Origin of the sequence: Stagnihabitans tardus (assembly GCF_009925085.1) — a bacterium.
Lineage (GTDB): Bacteria > Pseudomonadota > Alphaproteobacteria > Rhodobacterales > Rhodobacteraceae > Stagnihabitans > Stagnihabitans tardus.
The window spans coordinates 95,781-120,590 of the sequence record NZ_JAABNR010000008.1 but is presented as its reverse complement, the minus strand read 5'-3'; the positions used below and the strand labels follow the sequence as shown (position 1 = coordinate 120,590).

Here is a 24,810-nt window from a genome sequence, read left to right as displayed (position 1 = left end):
ATGCCCTCAGGTTTGCGTCCAGGCGTCATAGGCCGCCCGATAGGTGAGAAGATTGGCCGAAGTATAGGCGGCGTAATCGAAATCCAGCTCGGAATGGATTTCCGAGACCATGGACCACATGGCCTCGCGCAGGGCGGCGGCGGCCTTCATCGCCGCATAGCGCCGCATCAGGTCGCGGTCCACCTGGCCGAAATAGCGCGTCAACATGACGCTTTCCTGCGCCTGCGACAGGCCCGCATTGGCCGCCAGCCCCCCAAGGTCGAACAAGGGAGATCCCCAGCCCGCATAGTCCCAGTCCACCAGCCACATCCGCGCCCCGTCATGCAGGAAATTCGCCGGAAGCAGGTCGTTGTGGCCGAAGACCATCTCGATCCGGCCCACGGCGGCCTCGAGCGCCTGGGCCTGGGTCATAAGCGCGGGCAAGGCTTCCAGGTGGCGGCTGTCGCCATCGGTCAGCGTCAGGGCATAGTCGCGGATCACCTGGAAGACCCAGAAGGTCAGCGAGGGGCCGCGCAGGTGGCGCGGAATGTCGCGGTGGGTGCGGATCACCATCTCCAGCGCCTGGTCCAGCGCCCAGTCGCAAAGGTCGGCGGCGGTCAGGGTGCGGCCCTCGATGAAGTCGATGACCAGGAGCCCGGGTTCATGGTGCAGGACCTGCGGCGAGACCCCCGCGAGATAGGCCGCGCGGCTGGCCGCAAGCTCGTTGAACCGCATGATCTGGTGGACGGGGATATCGTCGCCCACCCGCACCACGCAAGAGCCCCGCCCATCGCGGACCCGGAAATTGACATTGGTGATGCCGCCGCCCAGCGGATCGGCCACGACCTCTCCCTGCCAGATTTTCAGCCCCAGAACCCTGTCGATCGGACGCATTCCCGCCCCCCCTTGGGCCCAAGAGAATGCGCCCGCAAGGTCAAGTCAACTTGAAAAGGCGTCAGGCGGTCTGCAAGGCGGGCTCGTCCGGAAAGAAGGCCCTTGCGGCGGTGAAGGCGGTCTCGCGCGCCTCGGCCATGGTATAGGGCGCGGTCAGGGTCACGACATCGACCCATGAACCCAGGGAGACCAGCCGGATCGCCCGGGCGATGCGACAGGCATGGCCGGTCATGCCATTCCGGTTCAGAAGCTGGCGGACGATGACCTCCATCCGGTCGACATAGGCCTCGTCATTGGCCTGGCACTGCGCCTGGTACAGGGGACGCACCTGCGCCTCGCCCAGAAAGGCACACCAGGCCGCGATGCGCAGCGGAGAATTGATGACCGGGTCGAAATCCGCCGCCACCATCGCCGCCAGTTGCGCGGCCGGGTCCTCGCCCGCCTCCTCGACATGACGCAGCCAGTTGGCGCGGTATTCTTCGGCCAGTTGCGTCAGCGTGGCCTCCAGGAGCTTTTCCTTGCTGGAGAAGTGGAAATTCACCAGCCCATGCGACAGCCCCGCCGTGCGCGCGACCTCGAGCAGGGTGACCCTTGCATAGCCCCTTGCGGCCAGGGTCTCGAGCGTGGCCTCGATCAACTGGCTGCGGCGGGCCTCGCGGCTTTGCTTGCGCGGGCCGCGTTGGTCACGTTCGTCCTGGGCCTCGCCCATGTCTGTCTGGGCCATGACATCCTCCGCGCAAGATCCGGTCCAGCGCTGATCATGGCATCCCCTTCGCGCGATGTAAACGTTTGCTTACCACACAACCCTGCGGCGAAATATCAAAGCGCTCCGGCAAGTGCGACGGTCTTGAGGATGGCATGGACCTCTTGCCCCGGGCGCAGGTCCATGGCCTGGGCCGAGCGCTGCGTGACGCGGGCCAGGAAGCGGCTCTCTCCCATCCCCAGTTGCACCAGGACCGAACCCTCGCCGCTGTTCAGCCGCAGGATGCGGGCAGTGAGGATGTTCAGCGCCGAAAGCCCCTCGGGGCGCGCATGGGACAGGATGATGTCCTGGGCGGCAAGCCGCAGGCGCAGCCTTGCCCCCGGGGCCGCCTGGACCGCAAGGAACAGCGGCCCGCCCGGGGTGATCAGCCGCGCCAGCCCGTCCGGCGCGGTCTCGGCCACCTCCGCCTCGATGACCGCGCCCATCTCGGTCAGGCCGATCAGCGGCGCCAGATCGGGATCGGAGAGGATCTCTTCCAGCCGGCCCTCGGCCCTGATCCGCCCCCGGTCGATGACCACCATCCGCGCGGCAAGCCGGGCGATCTCGGGCAGGGCATGGGAGACGTAAAGCAGCGGGATGCGGGTGCGGGCGGCCAGGGCCTCGAGCCAGGGCAGGATCTCGGCCTTGCGCGGGGCATCCAGCGCCGACAGCGGCTCGTCCATCAAGAGAACCTGCGGATGGGAGAGAAGCGCGCGACCGATGGCCACCCTCTGCGCCTCGCCCCCCGAGAGCGTGGCGGGGTGACGGTCGAGAAGCGCGGTGAGGCCAAGAAGGCCCGCCACCTCCCCCAGCGCCGGGCCCCCCTGTGGCGCCCAGCGCAGGCCAAAGCCCAGGTTCTGGCGCACCGACATATGCGGGAAGAGCCGCGCCTCCTGGAAGACCACGGCGACGCGGCGGCGGTGAGGGGCGCGGGGCAAGGCCGCGCCGTCCAGGGTGATCGTGGCCCGGTCGGGGCGCAAGAGCCCGGCGATCGCCATCAGCACCGAAGATTTCCCCGCGCCCGAGGGGCCGAACAGCGCCGTCACCCCCGGCGGCACGCTGAAATCCACCGCGATCTCGGCGCCCGGAAAGCGGTGCTGGATGGCGATCCGCAGCGTCATGCCCGCCCCCGGATGCGGCGGGCCACGGCGCGCGACAAGAGCTCTGACAGGCCAAGCGCCGCAAAGGCCAGGGCGACCGAGACCGCGACCAGCCTTGCCGCCACGGCGTCTCCGTCGGGTTGCTGCAAGAAGGTGTAGATCGCGGTCGGCAGGGTCTGGGTCTGGCCCGGGATGTTCGAGACGAAGGTGATCGTCGCCCCGAACTCTCCAAGCGCCTTGGCGAAGGCCAGGATCGCCCCGGCGATGATCCCGGGCAGGATCAGCGGCAGGGTCACGCGGGCAAAGACCGAAGAGGGGGGCGCGCCAAGGGTCCGCGCGGCCTCCTCGATCTTGGGGTCGACCGCTTCGAACCCCAGGCGGATGGCGCGGACCATCAGGGGAAAGGCCATGACGGCGGCGGCCAGGACCGCGCCGGTCCAGCGAAAGGCCAGGACGATGCCGATGCTGGCCAGGGCCTCACCCAAGAGCCCCTTGCGGCCGAAAAGCAGAAGCAGCGCATAGCCCGTGACGACGGGCGGCAGGATCAGGGGCAGATGGACCACGGCGTTCAAGAGCCCATGGCCCGGAAACCGGCACCGCGCCAGGACCCAGGCCACGGCGATGCCGAAGGGCAGGCTTGCGACCACCGCCCAGAACGAGACCTTCAGCGACAGGCCCACCGCCGCCCATTGATCCGCCGTCAGCTCCATCATCCCACCGGAAAGCCGCCAGACCGCTCCGGCGGCCCATCAGACACGCTGCGCGCGCTCACGGCAAGACCGCAAAGCCCGCCTCGGCAAAGACCTGGCCGGCCTCGGGCGTCGCAAGGAAGTCGAGGAAGGCCGCCGCCTCGGGCTTGGCCGTGACGGTCGCCGCGCCGGGGTAGAGGATCGGCTTGTGGCTGGTCTTGGGGAAGATGGCGACCGGGGTCAGCCCCGCACCCTTGGCATCCGTGGCATAGACGATGCCGTAAGGCGCCTCTCCGCTGGTCACCAGAGTCAGGGTCGCCTTCACGTCCTGGGCCTGGGCCACGTTGGGCGCCACGCCCTCCCACAGGCCGAGCGCAGTCAGCGCCTCGCGGCCATATTGCCCCGCCGGGACCGAATCGACCAGGGCCATGGCCAGTTTCCCCCCGGCCAGAAGCGCGTTCAGGTCGGTCTTGTCATCCAGCGTCACCGGGGCGGCGGCAGGGTCTGCCGCGATCAGGACCAGGGCATTGCCGAAGAAATCCCGCCGCGTCGGCTCCTGGATCAACTTGTCCTCGGCCAGCTTGTCCATCCAGCTCTCGGCTGCCGAGAGAAAGACATCGGCCGGAGCGCCCTGTTCGATCTGCTTGGCCAGGGCCGAAGAGCCGCCATAGGAAATCGTGACCCCATTGCCCGTCGCGGCCTGCCAGGCTTCGGCCACCGCATCGAGCGGGCCTTTCAAGGAGGCCGCGGCAAAGACCGTGATCTCGGCAGCCTGGATCGGGCTGGCCAGGGACAGGAGGCCCGCAAGGAGAAAGTGACGCATCGGCGACCTCCGTTATGTTTGCATGAACATAACGGAGGTCGCCTGGCGCGGCAAGTCACCCCTTTGCGGGCGCAAGCAGGGCAGAGATTGCGGCAAGGTCCCCTGCCCCCTGCTCGGCCACCAGGTCCATCAGCGCGCGGTAATGGGCCAGCACGGCCTGGCCCGCCTCGGTGACTTGGGCCCCGCCCTTGGCAGCGCCGCCCCGCGCCGTCACGACCAGGGGGCTTGCGAACAGCGCGTTCATCTCCTCGACCAGGTCCCAGGCGCGCTTGTAGCTCATCCCCATGGCGCGGCCCGCGGCCGAAATCGAGCCCTGGGCCGCGATCTGGTCCAGAAGCGCGGCCTTGCCGGGGCCGAAGGGGATCTCGCCGAAATAGAGGCGCAGGTGAAGACGGGGTTCCATGGCGCCAGACTGCGGTGAGAGGGGCCGGGTTGCAAGCCACCCGTGCGGCGCCCCCTTCGCACTTCCGACCCTTTGCGCAGCCTGTCCGAAGCCCCTTGCCAAAGCCCGCGCCTGCCGTTAAATCCCCCCTACCTTCGGCGGCGGGTTGGCGGAGAGGTTACGCAGCGGATTGCAAATCCGTGAAGGCGGGTTCGATTCCCGCACCCGCCTCCAAGTAAACAAGGCCTTTCTGGCCCTTGCCCGTTCCACCGTATCAGCCCCCGTATCAAATGCCGCTTTGTGCCGTGTTCGTTCACGGCCGCTTTTCCCGGGCCTGCCGCGCCCGCATTTCCTGCCGTGCTTCCCCCGCATATTTGCGGATCATCTCGATTGTCTCGTGACCGCTGTAGGCCTCTATCTCGTCATCAGTGCAGCCCGCCCAGGTCAGTTCGATCACCCCCCGATACCGCAGGGCGTGAAGGTCATAGGCGCCGAGGCCGAGGCGCCGCCGCTCCCTAAGCATCAGGTAAGCCATGCTGTTGTAAGTCATCGGCCGGGCAGGATCAACACCAGGCGGCCGCGCCGCGTCTAGGGCGGCCCGCAGGGCGGCCGTGCAGGGGATCACCAGCTTGACCCCCGTCTTACCCTGCACAAGGCTCAGGCTGTCCCCGTCATAGGCGCCCCAGGGGATTGCCAGCCAATCGCTAGGCCGCTGGACGCTGCCCACCCCAACCTCAAAGATCAGCCGGGCGGCCGGGCGGGCCTCTGCCCGGAACTTGTCCACCGCCTCATCCGGCCAGGGGATATGCGCCCGGCGCCGATCCTCTGGCACCTTTTGCCGCCGAACCCCTTTGGCCGGATTGGTGGCCATAAGGCCGAGGTCTTGGGCATGTTCAAAGATTTGCGACATGACCGAGGGCAGATAGTTTGCAAACCGGGTCCGATGCCGGTTGGCATCCATGGCCGCGATTACATCGGCCCGCCGCGTCCGGGTCGCATCCCTGCGGCCGTTCTTTTCCGTGATGTATTCCATGACGGTTTCGTAGTCGCGCCGGGTCCGAGGCTTCAGGCCAAGCCACCGATCGGAAGCCCGATAGCTGGCAATCAGTTCCGCCCAGGACGTGCCCCGGGGCGCGACCCTGCCCCGCATGATTTCCCAGTATTCCCGGTCAAACTCTTCTGTCCCGGGTTCGGCCTTGATCCTGACCAGCTTGCCGAGGCGCCGGAAATACCACCGCTTGCCATCGGGTGACCAGACAAAGCGCTTCCCCCCCGTCACCATGTCAAGGCCTCTGCCGCAGCCTCGCCCCGGATCACGCGCCGCAGCTCTTCCACGTCGTAGCGCCGCAGCTTGCCAATCACCCGAGGGGGCGGAAGGTGCCCCGCCTCGACCAGGCGCCGAAACTCTTCGGCCGTCATGTCGCAAAGCCGGGCGGCCGTGGCCTCTGCGGCAAAGATCGGATCAGGCCGCCGCATGGGTCCACCCCGTGGCCGCCTCGACCAGCGGCCCCCATTGATCGGCACAGGCCCGCGCCAGCCCCGGAAAGGTCGCGCTGCGGATTTTCCACCGATCCGGCCCAGGCGCCGCCCGGTGGACCGCAGACCACCGGCGCCACTCTTCCGACCCATGGGCGGGCGGGGTCAATGGACTGGACGCGACCAAGGGCGGAAGCCCGGCCAGATAGAGGCCGGTGGCTTTAAAGGCCGGATCACCAAACCACCACGGTTGAACAACCTGCGGCTTTGGCGGCTGGATGGCCTCGACCGCGTGACAGTGCATCACGGGATTTTCGATCATCCGGCGCGGGATCGGGGCATGAAGACAGGCCGAGAAAAGGGCGCAAGCCTCTTCAAACTCCGCCACCATGCTTTCCCAGGTCCGACCCTTGGGCAGGGCCTTGGGCCGCGTCTTGCCCGGGCCGTAAAGCCACCGCTGCCCCGCCCGACAAAGGCGGGTGCAAGGCGGGTGCAGGACGGCCAGCAAATCCCACCCTTCCCCCAAGAGGTCGCGCACGTCGCCCCGGATATGCCGGTTTGACCCATCATCAGCGGGCAACAGATCGCAGGACCAAACATCCCACCCCCGGGCGGCAAAGGCCCGCCGCATCTGGCCCGAGGTTTCGCAGCCGATCAGCGCCCGGGGCGTCATTTCATCCCATCCATTTCCGGGCCGCGCTCCGCTTCCCAGATCGCGGCTTCATAGACCCCGACCACCGCGAAAAGATCGCGCTCCTTGCTCTTCGCTTCCGTGGTCATGGCCCGTTGCCGGATGACCCGCTGAATGGCTTTCGGGTCGTAGCCATCCGACTTGGCGGCCGCCAAGCGCTTCTTGCGGTCTTCCTTCAGCACGTCCATTCGGTCGGCCAGTTCCTCAAGCCCCTCGACAATCTCCAAGAGGCGGGCGCCGCTGTTCTCCAGGGCCTTGCCGGTCACGGCTTGATCTTCGGCCGTTTCCTTCATCTTCGGTTTCCGGGTCATGCCGCCACCCCCCGGGCCAGCATCGCCCGCGCTTCCATGTTCCAGGACGCCCTGGCATCATCGGGCGTGTCGCCGTGAACAGTGTTGCCGCAGGTCGCGCACTGGCACCAAAAGGCATTGCCCATCATGTCCCAGACCTCGACCGGATCGCCGCCGCCGCAGTGGCAGGCCAGCGCCGCCAGATCGGCGTAAAGTGCTTTCGGTTTCATCCCGCCATTTCCTCCAACCAGTAGGGCAAGTTTGCCCGGTTCCATCCGTCGATTGCCGCGCCTTCACCTTCCAGCACCGGGCCAACATGGCCGCAGCCGCCGTATCCGATCACGCAAACAACCGCGAAAAACGCTCCGTCACCGTGGCCAACGGCCCGCATGGGCTTGGCAATGTCGTGCAGACAATGCGGGCACGGGTTCAGCCAAAGCTTGTGCAAACTCATGCGCCTTCCCGCCTCAGTTGCGCCGCATGATCGCCGGAAACGGGAGCCATCTTCGCTTTGCCCTCGCAGCCAAGGCGAACCAGGATTTCCGAGTTCAGGGAACGGCGGTTGATCGCTGCGGCCGCCTTCAGTTGCGAGTGCAGTTCATCCGACATGCGAACGTTGAACTTCTTGGCGCTGTCCGAAGGAAACTTCTTCATTAAAACCTCCTATGATGCCAACTTGGCATTAAACGATACTTGGCGCCAAGTTGGCATCATGTCAAGAAGGATAGGTTGCGACTCGGAAGCATGACCTGATATGCAAGGCCATGCAGGATCGTGACCCATACCCGTCAGAACTCATGGAACGCTTCATTGTGCGCATGCCTCCAGGCATGCGGGACCGCATACGGGCCGCAGCCGAGGCGGCCGGGCGCTCCATGAACGCGGAAATTGTGGCCACGCTAGAAGCCACCTACCCGGAACCAGACCCACTATCCGAAACCGCAGCCCGCGACCTTCTGGCCTATATCCTTTCCGCCTCGACCCCCGAGGAAACCGAGGCGCGCAAAGCCGAGGTGAACGCCAAGATTGCCGCTCTTGGGTCAACGGCCATGGTGAAAGACGTTCCGCACCATGGCCCCATGGTGTTCCTGCCGATCACCCCCCGGACTAGCTGAACATCGCATCAAAGGCCGCGCCGGTCAGAGGCCCCGCCACGCGCTCCGATGGCGGCACGGCGGCCCATGCCAGCCATTCCGCGTCCATTGCCTCCAGGGCCTCGACGTGGTGCGGGTGCAGCACGATCCGGGCCAGCGCCAGCCGCGCCAGGCCGTCCCCCCACCGGATCGGATCGGGTATCCCCCCGCGCCATGTCCTGCCCTCGCACAGCGTGGCGAAGGCCTGCCACAGCATCACGCCCGCCACCGGCACCCGGGGCCGCCCGCCTTCATTCAGGTGGCGCCGCAGGGCCTCGCAAAGCTGGACCTTCAGCCGCCCGAAAGCGTGGCTATGGCCTGAAGCTTGCCGTTTGCGCATTGCCTCCCCCCTTTCTCTGCCAGCGCCGCCCGGATCAACTGGCCTTCGGTCTCGGGCCGAGGCCCCACCCATCCCGGGCAGGGCGTCAGCAGGTCGGGCGGGATCGTGGCCGGGTCAGGGCCACACCCTGCCAGCGCCAAGGCGCAGATAATCAGATAACGGCGCATCGGCCCCGGCTCCCTGTTGAAGTTCCATGTCCAGGGCGGCCGCCGCTTCCCGGCGCCGGGCCTCGACCGCGTGAAACCGGGCCGCCTCTTCCAGCCCCGCCGCCTTGGCCTCGACCCGCGCCAGATCGGCCCGGGCGGCCGTCAATTCCGCCCGCGCCATCAAAGCCCAGATCACCAGGCAAAGGCCCGCCACGATGTAAAGCCGGATCATCGCAGGCCCTCCAGACACAGCGCCTGTTCGGATTGGCGCCGGTTGACAAGGCCGGGGATCACCCGGCCGTTGTCTCGCACCCACCGGGGCAGTTGATTGCAGGCGGCCCGCAGATCACCCGCGTTGACCAGGCGCACGGCCGTTGACTTGCAGGCCGCGCCGGTGCCCACGTTGAAGGCCCAAGACACCAGCGCCAGATAGGATTGATCCGGGATCGCATCGGGCGCCTTCAGGCAGGCGCGCAAGGCCGCCTCATGTTCGACCAGATCGGCCCGCAACCGACTGTCACACTCGCCCGCCGTGGCCGTGTCGCCCAGGCGCACCCCCTTGGTTGCGCCAAAGCAGATCGTGGGCACCCCGCCGCCGTCGAGATAGGCCGAGAGGCGCCGCCCCTCGAACCCACCCACCAGCGCCACGGCGGCCGCCATCAGACCGGCCGCCATCGCCAACCGGCTTTTCATTTGGCGGCCCTCCAGGCTTGGACGAACCGCACGATTTGCACGGCCAGCCACAGGGCCGAGAGAATCGGCACCACCGAGGCGGCAATCACCCCGGCGTGTTGCAGATGCACTTCCCAGGCGGGCAGGGTCACCCCCGCCGCCGCCACTCCATTGGTCACTCTGTTCAAAGCCTGCCCTTTCATTTTTTAGACCGCCTTTCGGAAAGCGGATTGCGGCAAATAGCTGTTGCTTGCCCGGGCCACCGCGCCCGAGAAGGTGGAAGTTCCGGTTCCGTTGGTCTTGTGCCGCCATTGCAGCACATCGCCCGGCACAACCGGCACGTCATAGGATTGGGAAGAGGTCGTGGAAGAGCCGAACGAAACCCCATTCTTGTAGAGGATCGCGGTTGCGACCCCGCCGCCCCCCGCCGTGATGGTGGCCCGCACCCGAACCGAACCGGTGAACAATGCCACCGTGTAGGTTTGCGCCACCACTTCGGCCGCCGTGGTGGCAACGGCCGTTCCCGCAACCGGCGCCATGCCCTCGCCCAGGTCGAAGGCGTCCGAGGCCGTGACAGTCAGCACCGGCAAGGCGCCGTTGGCCGCCGTGGCGATGGCCTCGCCCATCAGCCGCGGGGCGCCCGCTGCCCCTTCAAAACCGGCAATCCAGTTCTTGGCCCACCGCTTCCACAGGCTGGACTTGGACGGCGCCCCGGGGTCGGTTTCAGTCTCCGCAATCGCGCTGTAATCAGTCATCAGATCGCCTCATAAGCCGGGGTTCCGTCCGGCATTTTCAGGGTTGCATCACAGGCCCATTCCCCCACGGCCTTTTCAGCGGCCGAGGCCGAGGCCCAGACGGGCGCGGTATTGACCAGGGCAAAGCCATAGCGCCCGGCCCATTGGTAGGCTTGGGCCAGCAACTCGACTGCATCGGCCGTTTCCTTGCGGCTGATGACCTGCCAAAGGCTGGCCGGGGTCGCGCCGGTCTTGTCCTGCAATCCGGCCGAGGTCAGGGACAGAACGTCAGTCAGGCCAATGGCGCGGTCATTCTTGCTCACCGTCAGCTTGACGCGGGCGGGCGCCGAGGAAAACCGCTTCAAGACGCGGGTTCCCAAGGTCAGGGCGGCCGAGTCGTCACCCCTGTTGAACCAGCGACAGAAGACCTTGCGGGTTTTCGTGTCGCCATAAGCTTCCGGGCGCTTGGCCTTGGTGTCCTGTATCCAGGCGGCCCGCAGGAAGTTGGCCGGATCGGTGGCGCTCTTGGTCGGGTCTTTCTGGACCGTGAGGAAAAGAAGATCGGTCAACCGGTCCTCGTCTCGGTCCATGATCTCGATCGAAAGCAGATTGTCGCCCTCTGTCAGGGTCCAGACCGTATCCCCATCAGGCGGCCGGTTGACCTTCAGGCCCACCAGTTGGGCCGCGTCATCCCACCAGACCGAAACCCCAAGGGCCGCCAACTCGCCCGCAAGCTTGTTGACCCCCGTAGGGCTGCACACGTCCGACCAGAGGCGCACATCAGGCGCCCATCGCGTGACTTCAGCGGCCCAGGCTGCCGCCGGTATGAAGGCCGAGGGCACCCCGGCGAAGTTCACAAGCCAATCCTTCAGGGCGTCATCAATCCGCACCCCGGCCGCCGTCCAGACCGGTTGGAAGGTATCGGCCGCCGCGTGGGTCGAGAGGGTGGACCCCGATACCGCCCGGGCCGTCAGGGTCACCAGATCGCCCGCCCGGGTGTAGTCGACAATCTCCGATCCGATCACCGCCCGCCCGGCCGCAGGGTATTGCGCCCCGATGCCCGAGGGCGCCAAGGTCAAGGCCGTGTCGCCCGTGCCTATGGCCGCTGCCAGGACGCCCGCCCCCGGCTTGGGGCATTGCGCCCGGTCATTGTCCGCAAGGTTAAGCACATCGGCCGCCGCAAGCTTGACGCGGCCGGAACTGTCTGGCGCCGTAAACCCGGTCAAGACGTAATGCCGGGTCACAGTGTTGACCACGGCGCCCCCCACCAAATAACCCTCGATCACGCGACAGGCCCGGCCCGCATAATGGGGCCACCGCGCCCGCAGCCGGCCGAAATGGGTTCCCCGGCTTTCGGGCGTGTATCCGATGCCATCGGCTTGCGCCGCCCCGGTCACCCGCTCGGCCTGATAGAGGTCAATCCCCCGGTCATGGTGCAGGAAGTCTTGCAATTCGATTTCGACCGAACCGCGCCGCCCAAAAGCGCCCATGCTGTCATCAGCCCCGGCGATGTTCACAGTTGAGGTATCGGCCGAGACTGAGACAAGCGCCGGGAAGGTCAGCGGGGCCAGAGGCGCCCCAGGCGTGGGCAGGGTATACCGCAGCGTCATGACGCCCGGCACGAAGGCCACAGTGGCTTCACAGGTGCCAAAGGTGTTGAAGCACTTGGCCGCCACGGCCCCGCCAAGGGCGGCCGTGCAAGGCGCCGTTCCGAAGACGTTGGCACACCGGCCCACGTCAATTTCCACGATGGTGAAGGGTTCAACCGCCATAACCTGCCAACTCCAAAGTCAGGCCCACCCGCGCCCCGCCTGCCAGCACTTGCGGCCGCAGTTCGGGCGCATCATCCGGGCGCCAAGCGTAAGACAGATCACGGGTCAGGAAGGCCGGGGAACCGGCCCAAAAGAACGGCGCCCCCATGTCATAGGCGGCCCGGAAGGGCTGAAGGGCACCGTCAGCCCAAGCCCGCTCCACGGCGGAAATCTGCGCCGTTTGCCGCATGGCCTTGCGCCGCGCCATACCTCGCAGGTAATGGCCGCCCAGGCTTTGGGCCGCGTTCGTCTCGACCTTGCGGGCGTCTTCGGCCTGCACATAGGGGGGCGCGATGCCACCGGGGATGGCCAGTCGCTGCCCCGCATAGATAATTCCGATCCGAGGCAAGGGGGCGCCCGGCCCGGCCGTGCAGGTGAAAGAAAGCTTCTGCACCGTCCGCGACCCAAACACCACCGCAAGCGGCCCCGCTCCATTGGCCGCAAGATCGGCCGCAGCAAAGACCGTGATATTGGATGTAACGGCCACCAGATCGGGCGCCGCATGGACGCGCAGATTGGCGCCGGTCAGGTGCAGGTTATGGGCCGCGATTGCCACCATGTCCAACTGAATGGGCGCCGCCCAAGTTGCCGTCAGGACGCCCGTTTGCGTTATCGGCTCCCAGTAGTCGAAGGTTTGCGGCCCCAGGACGTTTTCCCGGGCGGCCCCGGCGGAAACCGTGGCGCCCGAGAGGGTGGCCGAGGCCAAGGCATTGTCGAAAAGCACCGTGGGGAACTCGGCCCCGACCGCATCGCCGTTGACCACGATCATAGCGCAAACCCCACGTTCATTCCCCGCCTGCCAAATTCCTTGGTCAGAACATCGGCCATGTCTCGCACCATGTCGGTGGAAAGGATTTTGCCCGGCTCCACGCCCTTGAAGTTGATTGTGATATCCGGCACGGCCGGGGCCGAGGGCGTGGCCGATCCGGCCGAGGCGCCAGAACTTGACGCGGCCGAACTCGCCGCCACCGCCCGGCCGCCGCCGCCCAGGGCGCTTACCACCTTCAGACCGGCCGCGCCAATCGCAGCCATGGCGGGAAGCTTGGCCCAGAAGCCAAGCTTGGGATCGGCCAGAACTTGGGCTTGCGCCCGCAAGACGTTGATACCCGCTTCAATCGCGGCCGAGGCCTGCGCCGCCCGGGCCAGCTTGGCCCCGCCTGCGGCCGAGACAGTGGCCATGGCGCCAAAGAACGTTTCGGCATTGGCCAGCGCCCCGCCGCTGGCCGTGTCCCGGATGCCCCGCAACCGCTCTTGGTGTTCCGCCTCCAGACGCTCAAGGGCCGCATGGCGCCCCCCCACGGCCGCCAATTGCGCATCGGTGGCCGTGGCCAGAGTGGCAAGGCTTTCCGCGTTCCAGGCCTCGACCGTCTCGCGCTCTGTCTGAAGGTCTTGCAAAAGGGCCTCGACCCGACCAGACCCGCCGCCGCCACCGCCGCCACGGCCAGCCCCGGCCGAGGCATTGGCGGCAATCCGGTTCTTTGCCGCGCCGATGGCCCCGCCGTTTTGATCGGCCAGCCCTTCCGGGCGCCCGCCGAAACCTTGCGACCCCAGGACCGTTCCGGTCTTGTCCCCAAGGGCACCTTTTGCGTAAACCGCCGCCCAAAGCTTTGCCGTCAGTTCCTCGACCTGAGCCATGGCGGCCCCAAGCCATGTTGACCGGGGCGCCGCGTTGGCAAGTTCCCGCATGGCGCTTTCAGCGTCCAGCACCCCCTTGGTCAGGTCCGAGGCGCGGGCGGTGCTTTCCTGCATGATATCCGCGACCCGGCCGAGGGCTTCGGCCTTGCCCTCAAAGGTCGTTGCCGCGTCAGCATCCTGCATGGCCCGCACCAAGGCCTTGGCTTGATCCAGGGTCAGGCCGAGAGAGTTTTGAAGGTTCAGAAGCGCCATGGCCGTGGGTTTCGCAGCATTGCCCACCGCGTTCAGATTGATGGACATGACCCCGTAGGCTTCGGCCAGCGCCGTGACGGCCGCGTCAGCATCGACCTCCGCCCGATCCTTGGCAAATTGCGCTTGGCGGTTCATCAGGCCCACAACGGCCAAGTCAATCTCGCCATACTTCTTGCGCATGGCCTCCAGCCCGTCCGCCGTGTAGCGGGTCGCGGCTTCGTTCAGGGCCGCCACACTGTTTTCCAGGGCCGTGATGGACCCGGAAAGGCTATCCGCCCCGCCCTTGGTCTTGCCGAACATCGCCCCCAGAAGCGGCAAGCCGACAGAAGCCAAGGTGCCAACTGCCACCCCCACAAGGCCGAAACCGCCCAAGAGTTGCGGAAGCTGTTGCGCCATGGCCGTGGTTGCCGAGGTTCCGGCCGCCATTTGAACGGCCATATCTTGGACCTGAAACCCGACCCCCTGCACCTTGGCCTTGGTCGCGCTCGACATGTTGCCGAGGCGCCCCAGGACGCCCGTTTGCGCATCCACTGATGGCACGGCCGCCGCATATTCGGCCTTCAGTCGCGCCACCATGGCCGCATGTTCGGCCGTTTCAATCGCGCCCTTGGCCAAAGCCTCGTCAAGCTGCGCCACCCCTTGCCGGAACCGCTCCGAGGCGGCAAAGGCCGGATCATAGGACGCCCGCAGTTGATCCACGGCCGCCTTGGCCTGAATGAACCCCTTGAACTCTGCGTTCATCGCCGCCCGGCTGGCCCAGGTCTTTGCCGATCCGAAAATCTGTTCCATGCTGCGGCCCATCGCGGCCGCCGTCGCCTGCATCTGCTTTTCAACCGAGGTCGTGGCCTTGTAAGACCCATCGACCAGTTTTTGGAAGGTCGCGGTGCCTTGGTTTTCGGCCCGCTTCATCCCCTTTTCAAAGTCGTTGATCTTGGCTTCAAGCACCACGATCAGGCGTTCAACGTCTCCGGCTGCGCTCATGGTCAGGCCCACATCATGTCATCTTTGAACCAAGCGGCCGAGGTCGTGAACCGCTCTTGCCCGATTGCGGCCCGGCCCACGGCCATGGCGCAGGCAACCGCCCCGTCAATCTTGTTCCCGCTCTTGGACTTGTGGAACATGCGCACCCCGGCCTTGTCGGTCTCGACTTGGACGTTTTCAAAGTTCCACCGAAGGATCGGGTTTCCGCCGTGACGGAAGAGGCCCGCCAACATCACCCGTTCCAACTCTTTGACGGCTGGACCCATGGAAACCCACCCTTGCCGATGTTCCACGGCGGGCAAGCCATCTTCGGCAAGGTTGGCCATCATGACCCGGCCAAAGGCGGGGTCAAAGGCGATTTCCTCGACCTTGAACCGGGCGCAAAGGTCGCGGATATGGCTTTCGACCGTCCGCAGGTCCACCGTATTGCCCGGGGTCGGGATGATATGGCCATCTTCCGCCCAGGTCACATAGTCCACCCCGTGCAACTCGCCCCGGCGCCGTAGGCTCTCTTCCGGGCAGAAAAACCACGGGTGGACCGTGTATCCCCCATCTTCGCCCCGCCAACAGGCGACAACGGCCGTAAGGTCGTCATTCTTGGACAGGTCAACGCCGATCCAGCACGGCGCTTGCTCCATTTCCAGGTCGTCAAGGTCCACTTCCCAGGCGCCTTGATCGTAAACCGCCATGTCAACGAATGGCGAAGTCGATTGGTCAAGCCAGCGGTTCAGGTTGAATTGTTGGAAGCTTTCCCGCTCAAAGGGCGAAAACTCGGCCTTCTTGGCCTTGTCGCGGAAGGCGTAAAGGTCCGGGTAACCGTGGCGCATCCCAGGATTGAGGGCCGCCCAAAGGGCTTCATCCCGCCAATCGTCTTCAGGTTCGGCCATGAAGATCACGGGAAGGGTCGCGGGGTCATCAATCTGGCCCTTCTGCACCCGGATCGCATATTCCACCGCCCGCCAAGCAAGGTTTTCCTGCCCCCGGCCCGAGGTCGAGAGGATCACCGACAGGGTTCCGGGCACCTTCACCAAGGCGCTATCCAGGGCCTCATATTGCAACTGCCCCTTGCCGCCCGCCCAGGCGTGCAACTCGTCCATCAGAACGACATTGGGCGTCTTGCCATGCAGGGCGTTGCCATCGGCCGCAACGGCCAGATACCGCGACCCCCGGGCGCTCCCTTCCGTGCCGGTGTAGGCAATCCGGCTCATGTAATCCCGCACCGCCAGCTTGCCCCGCAACCGGGGATCGTCCTGCACGATCATGGCCGCTTCCCCGAAGAGTTCCCGCGCCTGCTCATGGGCCGAGGCGGCCGAAACCACCAGTTGACCGGGTTGCCGTTCCGGCCCGATCAGGTGCAAGAGGGTGATTGCTGCCGCCAAAGAGGTTTTCCGATTGCCCCGGGGCACCAGCAAGACCACCCGGCGCACGATCCGGCGCCCGGCCTCGTCGCGGGGTCCATAGATCGCCCGAATGATTGCCTCTTGCCACGGGTCAAGCTGAAACGGCTTGCCCGGCAAGGTGCTTTTTGGGTGGCGCAGCTTCCGCAGAAACCGAACCGCCCGCTCCCCGTATCCCATCGGATCGGGGATCAATTCTGGCGCATCAATCCAGGCTGGCCGTAGCATGTCGGGTCCACTTCAAAGTCAAAAAGATCGTCCTGCCCGTCATCATCGGGAAGGCTCGGGCGGCTGCGGCTGATAGGCGTGGCGCCAAGTTCGGCCGCAAGACGCAGGGCCAGGGACATGGCGTCCCCGCGCTGCTTGACGGCCGGGTTGGGCTTGACGCCGGTCAGGATCACGTCGCCGCTCTTGGTTTCGCTGTAGGTCTTCACCACCCGGCCTAGTTCCCGGATATCCTCTTCAGCCTCGCGCACCGCGCCCAGGGCGATGCAATAGCTTGCCACCGAGGGCAGGTTGTCATTGGTCAGGATCTTGCGGGCCGAGAGGTCGCGCACCACCTCGACCCAATAGGCTTGGGCATAGTCGCCCAGCCATTCGGGGGGCGGCACTTCGCCCAGGGCATCCCGGGCCACGCGCACTTCAGGCTTCCGGCCCTTCATGTCAGCGCCTCGCAGGTCAGTTCCATACCCGCCGCCGCTGCGAAGTCGCCCGACTTGACGGCCGTGACCGTGTAAAGGTCGCCCTTCCAGGTCACCCGGTCGCGGGTCATGACCCCGCCAAAGGCCCGGGTCCGAAAGGTCACCGTGCGCTTGTCACGCTTACCCGCCGATCCGGCCGGGGCGCCCTCGCGCTCTGCCGTCACCAGCTCGGCCCGCAAGGTGCAGCGGGGCGCCCAGGCAACGGCCGGGGCGCCGTAGCCATCAGCCGCGCCGGGCGTGGCCGCCTCAATCAAGATCGTCTCGCGGAACCGGCCCACCCTCACAGCGCACCCCCGCCCACAGTCGCCTCTACCGTCACCACCGCGTGAGAGGTCAGGCCATCAGGATCACGCAGGAACCGGGCCGAGGCCACGCGCCACCCGGCCAGATGGTAGCCATTTTCAAGGGCGGGCCGATTGCCCTTCAGGGCCGCCCGGATAGCCGCCACGATCAGCTTTGCACCGGTAAAGGAAGGCTCCTTCTTCCAGACGTGCAGGGTATGGGCAAACGTGACCCGGTTATCCGAGGCGGCCGAGGGGTCCAGGGCCTCGACCGTCTCGCCCAAGATCAACGCCGGGTCCACCACCGGGGCCGTATGCCGGTCCAGGATAGCCGAGGCAGGCACAAGGGCGGTAACGGCCGAGGTGGCCACCAGCCGCGCCCGCAAGGCCTTCTGAAGGGCAAGGTCCGCGCTCATTTGCCCCCCCTGATTGCCCGGCGCATACCGGCCTTGATCTTGGCTTTGACGGCCCCCCGCGTCACGTTCACGGCGGGCCAGAAAAACGGCTGCGCCGGGGCCTTGGTCGTGCCGTATTCGACCAGGTGCGGATAGCGCACTTCGCTGTTGCCGACCGTCACGGCGGCCGCGTTGGTCCCGACCACGAAAGACCCGCCCGGTTGGCTGTATTCCGGCGTGGGCTGGCCCGGCCCCGTGACCGCGACCGAGGCCGCCAAGTCGCCCTCGTCTCGCGGGGCAATCCGCGCCACGGCCGCCGCAACATCCGTTGCCGCCTCGACCAGATCACCGGCCAGCGTCTCGCGCACGGCGGCCGGGATGCCCGACAGTCGGGCTTTGAAGGATGCAAGGCCATTGGCTCCCATGTCAGAAGGTCCACCCGCGATAGGTCGAAACGATATCTTCAATCCAGTAGGGCGCTTCCGCCTCGCGCCCGACCGCGCCGCGCTGTTCATACCAGTGGGCCGCCAGGGACATGACGGCTTGGCGCAGGCTGGCCGGGATCGGCTCTTGCCCCGGCGCGGTGCCGTATTGGGTTTCGATCTTGTAACCCAAGAGGCGCTCGACGTGATCTTGGGCCGCGTCAATTTTCGCGGTCAACATGGCGTCATCCGTCGCGCCCAGGTCGGCCGTGAAGGCCAATTCCTCTTTGACTTGTGCCAGCGTGACGATTGCCATTTGCCCCAAAATCTCCAATTAGCGACTTTCTGCCGCAAGACACCCCGCGCCGGTCCCCATGGGGGGCGGCAAAGTTGGGAACCACCCCCCCCCTTGCCGCCCGGCACCCGGATCAGGTCGGGCTTGCGTCCGTCCTGACAATGTTGCTGTTGATTTGGATGGTGAACTTCACCTTCCCGATCTTGCCCGAGGGGTCATCTTCCACGTTGATGACCGTGCCCATGAACATGCGGGTGGAGTTCTTGGGCGTGGCGCCGCTCGTGGGCTTGTCCGCAAGGGTCAGGCGGAAGCCATAGTTCAGCGTGGCCGCGTAGGCCGTGCGCATGAAGATTTGGCCCGTGTCGGTCGGGTCGAGGCCGCAGGTCAGTTCCACCGTGGACCCCTTGCGCACCGTCTTGAAGACACGGGTGCGGGCATAGGTCACGTTGGTGAAGTCTTCCGTATCCCAGGGATCGGAGACAGTGCCGAAGGTCTCGGGTTCACCCACTTCATTGACCGCCGAAAGCGGCTTGGTCGCGCCCGTGAAATCCGCCGCCACATAGTCCGTGTTCTGAAGCGGGCCAGCGATGCCCACCTCAAACTTGGAACCGGCAATCGTGTAAACCGCCATGGTTTAGCCTCCTTTGCGCTCTTCGCGCTGCTTGGTGCTGTTGTGACAGGACGCGCAAAGGGCCTGCCAGTTGGCCCTATCCCAGAACAATTCCCGGTCCTGCCGATGGGGCTTGATATGGTCCACCGTGTCCGCGTCTTTGCCGCAGCGCACACAGTGCTTGTGCTTGGCCAGGAAGGCCCGCTTGGCCTTGTCCCAAGCCCCCGTATAGCCCCGCGCCGAAGAAGAAGGCCGGTTGCGGTCATAGATCGCTTTCCGGGCCGTCTCTGCCTTGCGCTCACAGGTGCAGCGCTCCCCCGAGGGGATCACCTTTCCGCAAGGGCACAGGCGCGGGGCTTTCGTGGGCATCAGGGCACGGGGCGAACGAGCGGCTCGACCACGGCCAAGGCGGCAACCTGCGCCGAGGTGCCGGAGGTCCAGACGAACATCGGCCGCACGAAGCGCTTGCCGCCCAGATAGCCCAGGCGGTAGCTGAAGCTTGCCGCCAGAGACGCCGGGGCGTCCGACTGCACATAGGCGGCCGGAACATCCGACCACGGCCCGCCCGAGGCGTCGGCCTCTTGCAGCTTGACGCTGATGACCTCAGCCCCGGCGAAGGCGCCGGTGGAAGCCAGGATCAGGCAGGATTTCGCCCCGGCCAGGTCCACAGCGGTTCCCGCCTTGGCGGCCGCGATGGCCTGCGGAACCACCGAGGTTCGCACCGCCTGTTGCGAATATTGGTCACGATACTGCATGTTACACCGCCATCTTGAGTTTCTTGAACTTGGCCGCCTGAATGACGCGGCCCCCGACCCGGCGCCCGGCATGGTAGCGGGTGCGCTTCAGGGTCGCTTGGCTGTAGGGGTCCACCAGCATGGACAGGGCCAGCCGGTCCAGAATGCGATAGCCCGAGAAGTCGCCGTAGATGATGGGCGTTGCGTTGGCCGCGATGTCGGGCATGTCGATCATTTCGACCACGGGGCGGCCCAGGATCGTTTCCGGCTGGCCTTCCGCAAGGGACCGCTGCCAGATCATTTGCCCATCCGTGCCCTTCATGGTCCGCAGAATGCCCAGCGTCGTCCCGTTCATCGCCCAGACGCCCCGATTGCGATAGGACGGGGCGAAGGAATAGAGGAACTTGATCAGGCCATCCGGCGAAGTGAACGTGGTGGCGCCGTTGTTGAACGACACGATATCCGCGTTGGTCATGAGACCTTCCGGGGCCGCGATGCCGTCGCCGTTGACGAAGGCCACGCTTTCCTTCTTGGCGAAATCTTCGGCCAGCGCCGCCCGCACTTCAGCCTCGACGGCCGGGGCGTCCTGAAGAAGGGTGTTGGGGATATCCACGAAGGTGGAAATCCCGCGCGGGATGATTTCCAGTTGCCCGAAGATGTTCGTGACCGAGGTTTCCGGTTCGGCCGTGGTGTCATCATCCCAGGTCGCGTTGCCCATCGGCTTGCGGGTCGGATAGATCACCGAGGGCGCGTTGGTGCCCCGGATGGACGCGATGGACCGCATGGGCGACATGTCCACCAGATCGCGCAAGACCTCCGAAGAGAACTCGGGCGATGCCAGATAGCCGCCGTTGGGGTCGCTGGCCACGCTCAGAAGCTTCAGTTCGGTTTGGTCCAGGTGAGGCCCCCGGATCAGGTATGCCGAGAAGGCCTTGAACTCGGCCGAGCGTTCCTTGGCAGGCGCCCCGCCGATGCCGCCCGGGCGGTTCAACTTGGTCTCGACCTCTTCCAGCTTGGCCGCCACGGGCGCCACGGCGGCCGCCACCGCGTCGGCCATGGCCTTGGCCGGGTCGAAGGCCTTTTGCTCGGCCGTGATGCCGAGTTCGGCCAGCATCTTGGCCAGTTCTTCCTTGGTCATGGTTTCCCCTTCTGCGGATTTCACCGCGCTGATATCGGCGCCGGGGCACATCGGCACCGCCACCACACTGATTTCCACGAGTTCAACCGCCGTAAGATCGCGCACCCCGTTGGCACGGCGGGCCGCCTTGCGGGCGATGTATCCGATGGACAGGCCACGCATTGCGCCCGCCTCGATCAGGGCCAGCACTTCGGCCGCCCGGGGCACCTCTTGCACCAGCAAGCGCCCTTTCACGGCCAGCCCATCGGCCGTTTCCGTGACCTCTTCCCAGACCCCAATCGGGGCGTCAGGGTGATGGCTGTCAAGCATCGGGATCGGCGCCTTGGCCGAGGCGAAGGCGCCCTTGTGGACCACATCGCCGCCCCGATCCAGCGCACCAAAGACCGAGGCCAAGCCCTCGATCCGGCCTTCAAGCCCGGCCGTGACCTTCGCCTTGAACTCAAGCCTCTGCATCATAAGCCCCCACGAAATAGGGCGCCCGGGCCGCGCCGTAAGCGTCAACCTGCGACCGCACATAGGCCACGCCCATCAGCTTCAGAACGGCCGAAAAGCTGAAGGGCACCGGCTTGCCATCTTCCGTGGCTTCCCAGTCAAGCACGATCCGCGCCAGGAACCGGCGCCGGATGGCTTCCCGATCCTGCCCGGTCACGCGCCCTTCAGCGTCCGCAGCTTCGGCCAATTCATCGGTCATGATGGCCAGCGCTTCGGCCTGTTGCCGACTGTCAGGCCCGGCCAGCTTCAGGCGCAGCCCCAGCGGCCCGCCCTCGACCGGGTGCAGGATTTCAAACCAGCGCCCGGCGCTTTGCTCGTCCACAGTCGAGAGGATTTCAGAGAGTTCCATTCGGCGCCTCATTCTTGGCCGGGGCGCCGTCCCGATCCGGGTTGATATGCGGGTTGGCAAACTCTTCCCCGCCCGCATAGGGCGCCATGCCAAGCCATCCCCGGCCTTCATTGGGGTTGATGACCCGGGCCGAAGTCAGAGAGGAAATTGCCGTGGCGCGGGTGACCAGATCGGCGCGGGTCATGTCATCCCGGTCAAACCGGATGACCAGATCGCCCTTGCCCAAAAGGCACCGGGTGAAGGCGCCTTCAAGGGCCTGAAGCCACGGTTCCAGGCACCACACCAGAAACTCCTTGCCCATCTGTTCCGTATTGCCCCAGGTGGCGCGGTCCAGTTGGTAAAGCATCGACGGCGGCACCCCGAAGGCCCGGGCAACCTCCAAAATCTGGAAGTTGCGGTTTTCGATGAATTGCGCATCGGTGGACGTGAAGGCCAGCGGCTTGAACTCTGCCCCGTCATACAGGATTGCGGTTTTCCCCCCGGGGTCGGCGCCCTCATGGGTCGCCCTCCAGCCTTCCCGCGCCTTGTTCACCGCGTCTTGACCCATCCCCTTTGGGAACGACAAAACACCCGAGGGCCGCGCCCCCTTGCTGAAAAGCGCGGCCGCGTGTTGCTCCAGGACAACCGCAATCCCGATGGCTTCCCGGAACATGGTGAGAGGCGACTTGCCGAAGATCGGCCGCAGATGCACCACCTTGGCCGCCTCGACCGGGGCGCTTTCCATCCGGTAAAACGGCTGGCCGGTCTTCTGGTGATAATCCACCGTCATGACGCCCGACCGATAGCGGATCAACTCCACCACCTTGCCCGAGGATGACCGGTTGGCATAGATCAGGCCGCCCCGGTCATCGGTCAGGGCGTCCACCATGCAATCCCGGATCAGGTCAAAGCCCGAAGTCCAGTCATTGGCTTGGCGGTTCAAGAGGGCTTCCGCCCAATGCCCCGCCATGCGGGTTTCGGTGCCATCTTCAGCCACCTTCTTGACCACCCGGGGCAGGATCGCCGCCGCGTTGGAAATCAGGCGGATTGCATGGCCCACCGCAGGCACCCGGGCGGCCGCATCGGCCGAAATCGCCACGCCGGTGGAAGTCTGGACCACGCCGAAAAGCTGGAAAAGATCGGCCCAGGGATCGGCCACAGACTTGGCCGAGGGGCGGAAGAGGCGGGCGAAGAGGGATTGCTTTTCCATGCTCCTTTTCTACGCCCGCCCCTAGGGGTTGTGCCTAGTCCCGCAAACCGCGCAAAATCGGGCGGAACCGGGCGAAACCGGGCAATCACTAGGCGGGCAAGAGGCCCTGCCCCGAAAGCCAGTTCACAAGATCGGCCTCCCAGGCGAAATAGCGCCCGCCCAACTTGCGGATCGGCGCCCCCCTTTTCGGGTTCTTGATCCACCGCCGCACCGTGCTTTCGTCCACCCCGAGGAAGTCAGCAATCCGCTTCACACCTTCCAGCTTTGCGCCGTTTTCGTTCATCCCTGCCCCCGTCATTTTCTCAGGCCCTAATTCTCAGCCACTCAGCGAACCTGCCAGCGGTGCGGGTGGACGCCTCGTCGTCTGCCCGGGGCGGGTAGCGCCAGGGCATATCGAAATACACCGCCCCGGCGTGGGGGATATGCTGGCCGATCTTGTCCAGGGTCGGGAAGCCATGCGACCTCAGCCACTCGTCCCAATCGGCCCTGGCCTCGCTGTTGATGCCAACCAGGGCTTGCAGCGGCGTGGGCCTCGCACCCCCCGGAACAGTGACGCGGGTAGCGTGCAGGGGCAGGCGTGTTTTATGGTTCAATTTTGGTTCTTCCTTATATGTCCCGCCAGATTTGGCGGGCGTTGACGACAGATTTGGCGGGCGTTGATCTTCGTCGCCCGCCATTTCTGGCGGGCGTTCGGCCGCCATTTCTGGCGGGCGTTCGGCCGCCATTTCTGGCGGGCGTTCGGGGAAGGAAAACCGGATCAGGGCCGAGAGGCCGGGCGCTTCCCGACCGATCCGAACCACCCACCCACCGCGCTCAAGTTCGGCCATGGACCGTTCGACCGTGCGAATGGAAGTTCCACAATCTTCCGCAATGGCGGCATGTCCCGGGCGGCACTCGCCGTTATCCCAGTTGGCAAAGCCGAACCCCAGGGCGTGCGCTATCAGGCGGGTCATGGGCGCCAAGCGGTCATCCCGCCTCACGCGCTTCAGCCATTCCCACCGATCCTTGGCCCACCCGCCCGGCCTCTGGCCGTTCAATTGGATGACCCTAGCCACGGGAACCCCCCTGTATCAGGTTCCCCAAATGGTCGCCGTTTGTCCCGATACGCTTTTCAGCGTAGGGCGTTGCTGCGCCTGCAAAGTCTACTGGATTGCAAATCCGTGTAGACCGGTTCGATTCCGGTACCCGCCTCCAAGGTTCCCTTCCAGTTCAGATACTTGCAGGGCCGCGCCGGGCGCGGTGCCGGGCCTTGCGTCAGAGGTAGCGCCAGAAGGCGACGGCGGTCAGGACCACGGCCCAGACGAGGATGCTGCGGCGAACCACGACGGCGGGGATGCTGCGGGCGACCTTGACCGCGACATAGCCGCCACAGACCGCGCCCGCCATCATGATCAGCGCAGGCCCCCAGTCGATCAGCCCGCCGCGGATGAAAAGCCCGATCGCCACCAGGCTCGAAACCGAGGTCGTGATGTTGCGGACCGCGTTGCCCTCGTGGATCGTCATGGTGGTGAAGACGCCGTAGATGGCAAAGAGGATGATCCCCATGCCAAGGCCGAAGTAACCCGAATAGACATAGACGCCGAATTCCAGCGCCAGTTGCAGGCCAAGCCAGCGGCCACGGTCGAAGCTGCCCAGGCGCTCGACCCCTGCGCGAATCGTGGGGCCCACGGCGAAGGAGGTCGTGGCGAAAAGGAGGAGCCAGGGGATGGCGGCCTGGAAGCTCTGCTCGCCCGTCGTGATCAGGAGAACCGCGCCCAGGAGCCCTCCGGTGGCGGCCAGTCCCAGGCGCAGCGGCAGATGGGGGATGACCTTCATCTCGTGGCGATAGACCCAGGTGCCCACCAGGTTGGCGGGCAGAACGGCGACGAAATTCGAGGCATTGGCCTCGATCTCGGTCATCCCGGCGGCGAGGAGGAGGGGGAAGGTCAGAAAGCCTGCGCCTCCGACGATGACATTGATGACGCCCGCGAGAAGGCCGCCGGCATAGAGAAGCAGGATTTCGGTCAGGGTCATGATGGGCCCGGACCTTGGCGCGGG

General features: G+C 65.9%; 37 protein-coding genes and 1 tRNA gene. 2 read left to right on the top strand and 36 right to left on the bottom strand.

Annotation, left to right across the window (positions count from 1 at the left end; translation table 11 throughout):
• Positions 1 to 6: 6 nt before the first annotated feature.
• The 6 genes from GV832_RS10165 to GV832_RS10140 form a co-directional block, all read right to left on the bottom strand.
• Positions 7 to 873 carry a choline/ethanolamine kinase family protein gene (locus tag GV832_RS10165; protein WP_168774741.1) on the bottom strand — a complete coding sequence of 289 codons (867 nt, stop codon included), beginning with the start codon at positions 871 to 873 and terminating at the stop codon, positions 7 to 9.
• Between the two features lie 61 nt (positions 874 to 934).
• Positions 935 to 1,597 carry a TetR family transcriptional regulator gene (locus tag GV832_RS10160; RefSeq protein ID WP_168774740.1) on the bottom strand — a complete coding sequence of 221 codons (663 nt, stop codon included), beginning with the start codon at positions 1,595 to 1,597 and terminating at the stop codon, positions 935 to 937.
• Between the two features lie 95 nt (positions 1,598 to 1,692).
• Positions 1,693 to 2,736, bottom strand: coding sequence for a molybdenum ABC transporter ATP-binding protein (gene modC, locus GV832_RS10155; RefSeq protein WP_168774739.1), 1,044 nt, complete (start codon positions 2,734 to 2,736; stop codon positions 1,693 to 1,695).
• The gene (modB, locus tag GV832_RS10150) at positions 2,733 to 3,428 is read right to left on the bottom strand and encodes a molybdate ABC transporter permease subunit (RefSeq protein ID WP_168774738.1); all 696 of its coding nucleotides are present in this window, start codon (positions 3,426 to 3,428) and stop codon (positions 2,733 to 2,735) included. The genes modC and modB overlap by 4 nt, the downstream gene beginning before the upstream one ends.
• A gap of 55 nt (positions 3,429 to 3,483) precedes the next feature.
• Positions 3,484 to 4,227, bottom strand: a complete 744-nt coding sequence (gene modA / locus GV832_RS10145; RefSeq protein ID WP_168774737.1) for a molybdate ABC transporter substrate-binding protein — start codon at positions 4,225 to 4,227, stop codon at positions 3,484 to 3,486.
• Between the two features lie 55 nt (positions 4,228 to 4,282).
• Positions 4,283 to 4,630 carry a winged helix-turn-helix domain-containing protein gene (locus GV832_RS10140; RefSeq protein ID WP_168774736.1) on the bottom strand — a complete coding sequence of 116 codons (348 nt, stop codon included), beginning with the start codon at positions 4,628 to 4,630 and terminating at the stop codon, positions 4,283 to 4,285.
• A 139-nt stretch (positions 4,631 to 4,769) separates the two neighbouring features.
• On the opposite strand from GV832_RS10140, the gene GV832_RS10135 reads away from it, so the two are divergent.
• A tRNA-Cys gene (locus GV832_RS10135) sits at positions 4,770 to 4,843 on the top strand.
• 79 nt (positions 4,844 to 4,922) lie between these two features.
• Here the strand turns inward: GV832_RS10135 and GV832_RS10130 are convergent.
• The 7 genes from GV832_RS10130 to GV832_RS10100 are packed head-to-tail and all read right to left on the bottom strand — an operon-like array spanning position 4,923 to position 7,720.
• A complete protein-coding gene (locus tag GV832_RS10130; RefSeq protein WP_168774735.1) occupies positions 4,923 to 5,891 on the bottom strand; it encodes a site-specific integrase in 969 nt (322 codons plus the stop codon).
• The gene (locus GV832_RS10125) at positions 5,885 to 6,085 is read right to left on the bottom strand and encodes a hypothetical protein (protein ID WP_168774734.1); all 201 of its coding nucleotides are present in this window, start codon (positions 6,083 to 6,085) and stop codon (positions 5,885 to 5,887) included. The genes GV832_RS10130 and GV832_RS10125 overlap by 7 nt, the downstream gene beginning before the upstream one ends.
• Positions 6,072 to 6,758 (bottom strand): hypothetical protein, encoded by a 687-nt coding sequence (locus GV832_RS10120; RefSeq protein ID WP_168774733.1) that lies wholly within the window; start codon positions 6,756 to 6,758, stop codon positions 6,072 to 6,074. The genes GV832_RS10125 and GV832_RS10120 overlap by 14 nt, the downstream gene beginning before the upstream one ends.
• Positions 6,755 to 7,069 carry a GapR family DNA-binding domain-containing protein gene (locus GV832_RS10115; RefSeq protein ID WP_168774732.1) on the bottom strand — a complete coding sequence of 105 codons (315 nt, stop codon included), beginning with the start codon at positions 7,067 to 7,069 and terminating at the stop codon, positions 6,755 to 6,757. Before GV832_RS10115 ends, GV832_RS10120 begins: the two co-directional genes overlap by 4 nt.
• 14 nt (positions 7,070 to 7,083) lie before the next feature.
• The gene (locus GV832_RS10110; RefSeq protein WP_168774731.1) at positions 7,084 to 7,296 is read right to left on the bottom strand and encodes a hypothetical protein; all 213 of its coding nucleotides are present in this window, start codon (positions 7,294 to 7,296) and stop codon (positions 7,084 to 7,086) included.
• Positions 7,293 to 7,520, bottom strand: a complete 228-nt coding sequence (locus tag GV832_RS10105; RefSeq protein ID WP_168774730.1) for a hypothetical protein — start codon at positions 7,518 to 7,520, stop codon at positions 7,293 to 7,295. The genes GV832_RS10110 and GV832_RS10105 overlap by 4 nt, the downstream gene beginning before the upstream one ends.
• Complete coding sequence (locus GV832_RS10100) at positions 7,517 to 7,720, bottom strand: Arc family DNA-binding protein (RefSeq protein WP_168774729.1); 204 nt, start codon at positions 7,718 to 7,720, stop codon at positions 7,517 to 7,519. Before GV832_RS10100 ends, GV832_RS10105 begins: the two co-directional genes overlap by 4 nt.
• A 110-nt stretch (positions 7,721 to 7,830) precedes the next feature.
• Here GV832_RS10100 and GV832_RS10095 point away from each other — a divergent pair, with 110 nt between their 5' ends.
• Positions 7,831 to 8,181, top strand: a complete 351-nt coding sequence (locus GV832_RS10095; protein WP_168774728.1) for an Arc family DNA-binding protein — start codon at positions 7,831 to 7,833, stop codon at positions 8,179 to 8,181.
• Here GV832_RS10095 and GV832_RS10090 read toward each other — a convergent pair.
• From GV832_RS10090 to GV832_RS09980, 23 genes are all read right to left on the bottom strand, one after another.
• Complete coding sequence (locus GV832_RS10090) at positions 8,174 to 8,539, bottom strand: hypothetical protein (RefSeq protein WP_168774727.1); 366 nt, start codon at positions 8,537 to 8,539, stop codon at positions 8,174 to 8,176. The two genes, GV832_RS10095 and GV832_RS10090, sit on opposite strands and share 8 nt — an antisense overlap.
• 114 nt (positions 8,540 to 8,653) lie before the next feature.
• Complete coding sequence (locus GV832_RS10085; RefSeq protein WP_168774726.1) at positions 8,654 to 8,917, bottom strand: hypothetical protein; 264 nt, start codon at positions 8,915 to 8,917, stop codon at positions 8,654 to 8,656.
• Positions 8,914 to 9,378 carry a lysozyme gene (locus tag GV832_RS10080; protein ID WP_227754346.1) on the bottom strand — a complete coding sequence of 155 codons (465 nt, stop codon included), beginning with the start codon at positions 9,376 to 9,378 and terminating at the stop codon, positions 8,914 to 8,916. Before GV832_RS10080 ends, GV832_RS10085 begins: the two co-directional genes overlap by 4 nt.
• Entirely contained in the window at positions 9,375 to 9,560 is a 186-nt protein-coding gene (locus GV832_RS10075; RefSeq protein WP_168774725.1) for a hypothetical protein, read from the bottom strand. The genes GV832_RS10080 and GV832_RS10075 overlap by 4 nt, the downstream gene beginning before the upstream one ends.
• Positions 9,561 to 9,563: 3 nt before the next feature.
• Positions 9,564 to 10,112 (bottom strand): hypothetical protein, encoded by a 549-nt coding sequence (locus GV832_RS10070; RefSeq protein WP_168774724.1) that lies wholly within the window; start codon positions 10,110 to 10,112, stop codon positions 9,564 to 9,566.
• On the bottom strand, positions 10,112 to 11,863 hold the full coding sequence (locus GV832_RS10065) for a hypothetical protein (RefSeq protein ID WP_168774723.1): 1,752 nt from the start codon (positions 11,861 to 11,863) through the stop codon (positions 10,112 to 10,114). The genes GV832_RS10070 and GV832_RS10065 overlap by 1 nt, the downstream gene beginning before the upstream one ends.
• Positions 11,853 to 12,671 (bottom strand): hypothetical protein, encoded by an 819-nt coding sequence (locus tag GV832_RS10060; RefSeq protein ID WP_168774722.1) that lies wholly within the window; start codon positions 12,669 to 12,671, stop codon positions 11,853 to 11,855. The genes GV832_RS10065 and GV832_RS10060 overlap by 11 nt, the downstream gene beginning before the upstream one ends.
• A complete protein-coding gene (locus tag GV832_RS10055; RefSeq protein WP_168774721.1) occupies positions 12,668 to 14,770 on the bottom strand; it encodes a hypothetical protein in 2,103 nt (700 codons plus the stop codon). Before GV832_RS10055 ends, GV832_RS10060 begins: the two co-directional genes overlap by 4 nt.
• Before the next feature lie 2 nt (positions 14,771 to 14,772).
• The gene (locus tag GV832_RS10050) at positions 14,773 to 16,395 is read right to left on the bottom strand and encodes a terminase large subunit (protein WP_168774720.1); all 1,623 of its coding nucleotides are present in this window, start codon (positions 16,393 to 16,395) and stop codon (positions 14,773 to 14,775) included.
• On the bottom strand, positions 16,359 to 16,829 hold the full coding sequence (locus tag GV832_RS10045) for a phage terminase small subunit P27 family (RefSeq protein ID WP_168774719.1): 471 nt from the start codon (positions 16,827 to 16,829) through the stop codon (positions 16,359 to 16,361). The genes GV832_RS10050 and GV832_RS10045 overlap by 37 nt, the downstream gene beginning before the upstream one ends.
• Positions 16,826 to 17,152, bottom strand: coding sequence for a phage head completion protein (locus tag GV832_RS10040; protein ID WP_168774718.1), 327 nt, complete (start codon positions 17,150 to 17,152; stop codon positions 16,826 to 16,828). The genes GV832_RS10045 and GV832_RS10040 overlap by 4 nt, the downstream gene beginning before the upstream one ends.
• Positions 17,149 to 17,565, bottom strand: coding sequence for a DUF3168 domain-containing protein (locus GV832_RS10035; RefSeq protein ID WP_168774717.1), 417 nt, complete (start codon positions 17,563 to 17,565; stop codon positions 17,149 to 17,151). Before GV832_RS10035 ends, GV832_RS10040 begins: the two co-directional genes overlap by 4 nt.
• Complete coding sequence (locus tag GV832_RS10030) at positions 17,562 to 17,969, bottom strand: HK97-gp10 family putative phage morphogenesis protein (RefSeq protein ID WP_168774716.1); 408 nt, start codon at positions 17,967 to 17,969, stop codon at positions 17,562 to 17,564. Before GV832_RS10030 ends, GV832_RS10035 begins: the two co-directional genes overlap by 4 nt.
• A gap of 1 nt (position 17,970) precedes the next feature.
• Complete coding sequence (locus GV832_RS10025) at positions 17,971 to 18,282, bottom strand: head-tail connector protein (protein ID WP_168774715.1); 312 nt, start codon at positions 18,280 to 18,282, stop codon at positions 17,971 to 17,973.
• A gap of 112 nt (positions 18,283 to 18,394) precedes the next feature.
• On the bottom strand, positions 18,395 to 18,892 hold the full coding sequence (locus GV832_RS10020) for a hypothetical protein (RefSeq protein WP_168774714.1): 498 nt from the start codon (positions 18,890 to 18,892) through the stop codon (positions 18,395 to 18,397).
• Positions 18,893 to 18,895: 3 nt separating this feature from the next.
• Positions 18,896 to 19,240, bottom strand: coding sequence for an HNH endonuclease (locus tag GV832_RS10015; RefSeq protein ID WP_168774713.1), 345 nt, complete (start codon positions 19,238 to 19,240; stop codon positions 18,896 to 18,898).
• Entirely contained in the window at positions 19,240 to 19,626 is a 387-nt protein-coding gene (locus GV832_RS10010; RefSeq protein WP_168774712.1) for a hypothetical protein, read from the bottom strand. Before GV832_RS10010 ends, GV832_RS10015 begins: the two co-directional genes overlap by 1 nt.
• A 1-nt stretch (position 19,627) precedes the next feature.
• Positions 19,628 to 21,199, bottom strand: a complete 1,572-nt coding sequence (locus tag GV832_RS10005; protein ID WP_227754345.1) for a phage major capsid protein — start codon at positions 21,197 to 21,199, stop codon at positions 19,628 to 19,630.
• Positions 21,183 to 21,584: a hypothetical protein gene (locus tag GV832_RS10000; protein ID WP_168774711.1), complete on the bottom strand. Its 402-nt coding sequence runs from the start codon at positions 21,582 to 21,584 to the stop codon at positions 21,183 to 21,185. The genes GV832_RS10005 and GV832_RS10000 overlap by 17 nt, the downstream gene beginning before the upstream one ends.
• A complete protein-coding gene (locus tag GV832_RS09995; protein WP_168774710.1) occupies positions 21,571 to 22,773 on the bottom strand; it encodes a phage portal protein in 1,203 nt (400 codons plus the stop codon). Before GV832_RS09995 ends, GV832_RS10000 begins: the two co-directional genes overlap by 14 nt.
• A gap of 88 nt (positions 22,774 to 22,861) precedes the next feature.
• A complete protein-coding gene (locus GV832_RS09990; protein ID WP_168774709.1) occupies positions 22,862 to 23,056 on the bottom strand; it encodes a helix-turn-helix transcriptional regulator in 195 nt (64 codons plus the stop codon).
• 19 nt (positions 23,057 to 23,075) lie between these two features.
• The gene (locus GV832_RS09985; protein WP_168774708.1) at positions 23,076 to 23,726 is read right to left on the bottom strand and encodes a helix-turn-helix domain-containing protein; all 651 of its coding nucleotides are present in this window, start codon (positions 23,724 to 23,726) and stop codon (positions 23,076 to 23,078) included.
• A gap of 301 nt (positions 23,727 to 24,027) precedes the next feature.
• Positions 24,028 to 24,786: a sulfite exporter TauE/SafE family protein gene (locus GV832_RS09980; RefSeq protein WP_168774707.1), complete on the bottom strand. Its 759-nt coding sequence runs from the start codon at positions 24,784 to 24,786 to the stop codon at positions 24,028 to 24,030.
• Positions 24,787 to 24,810 lie beyond the last annotated feature (24 nt).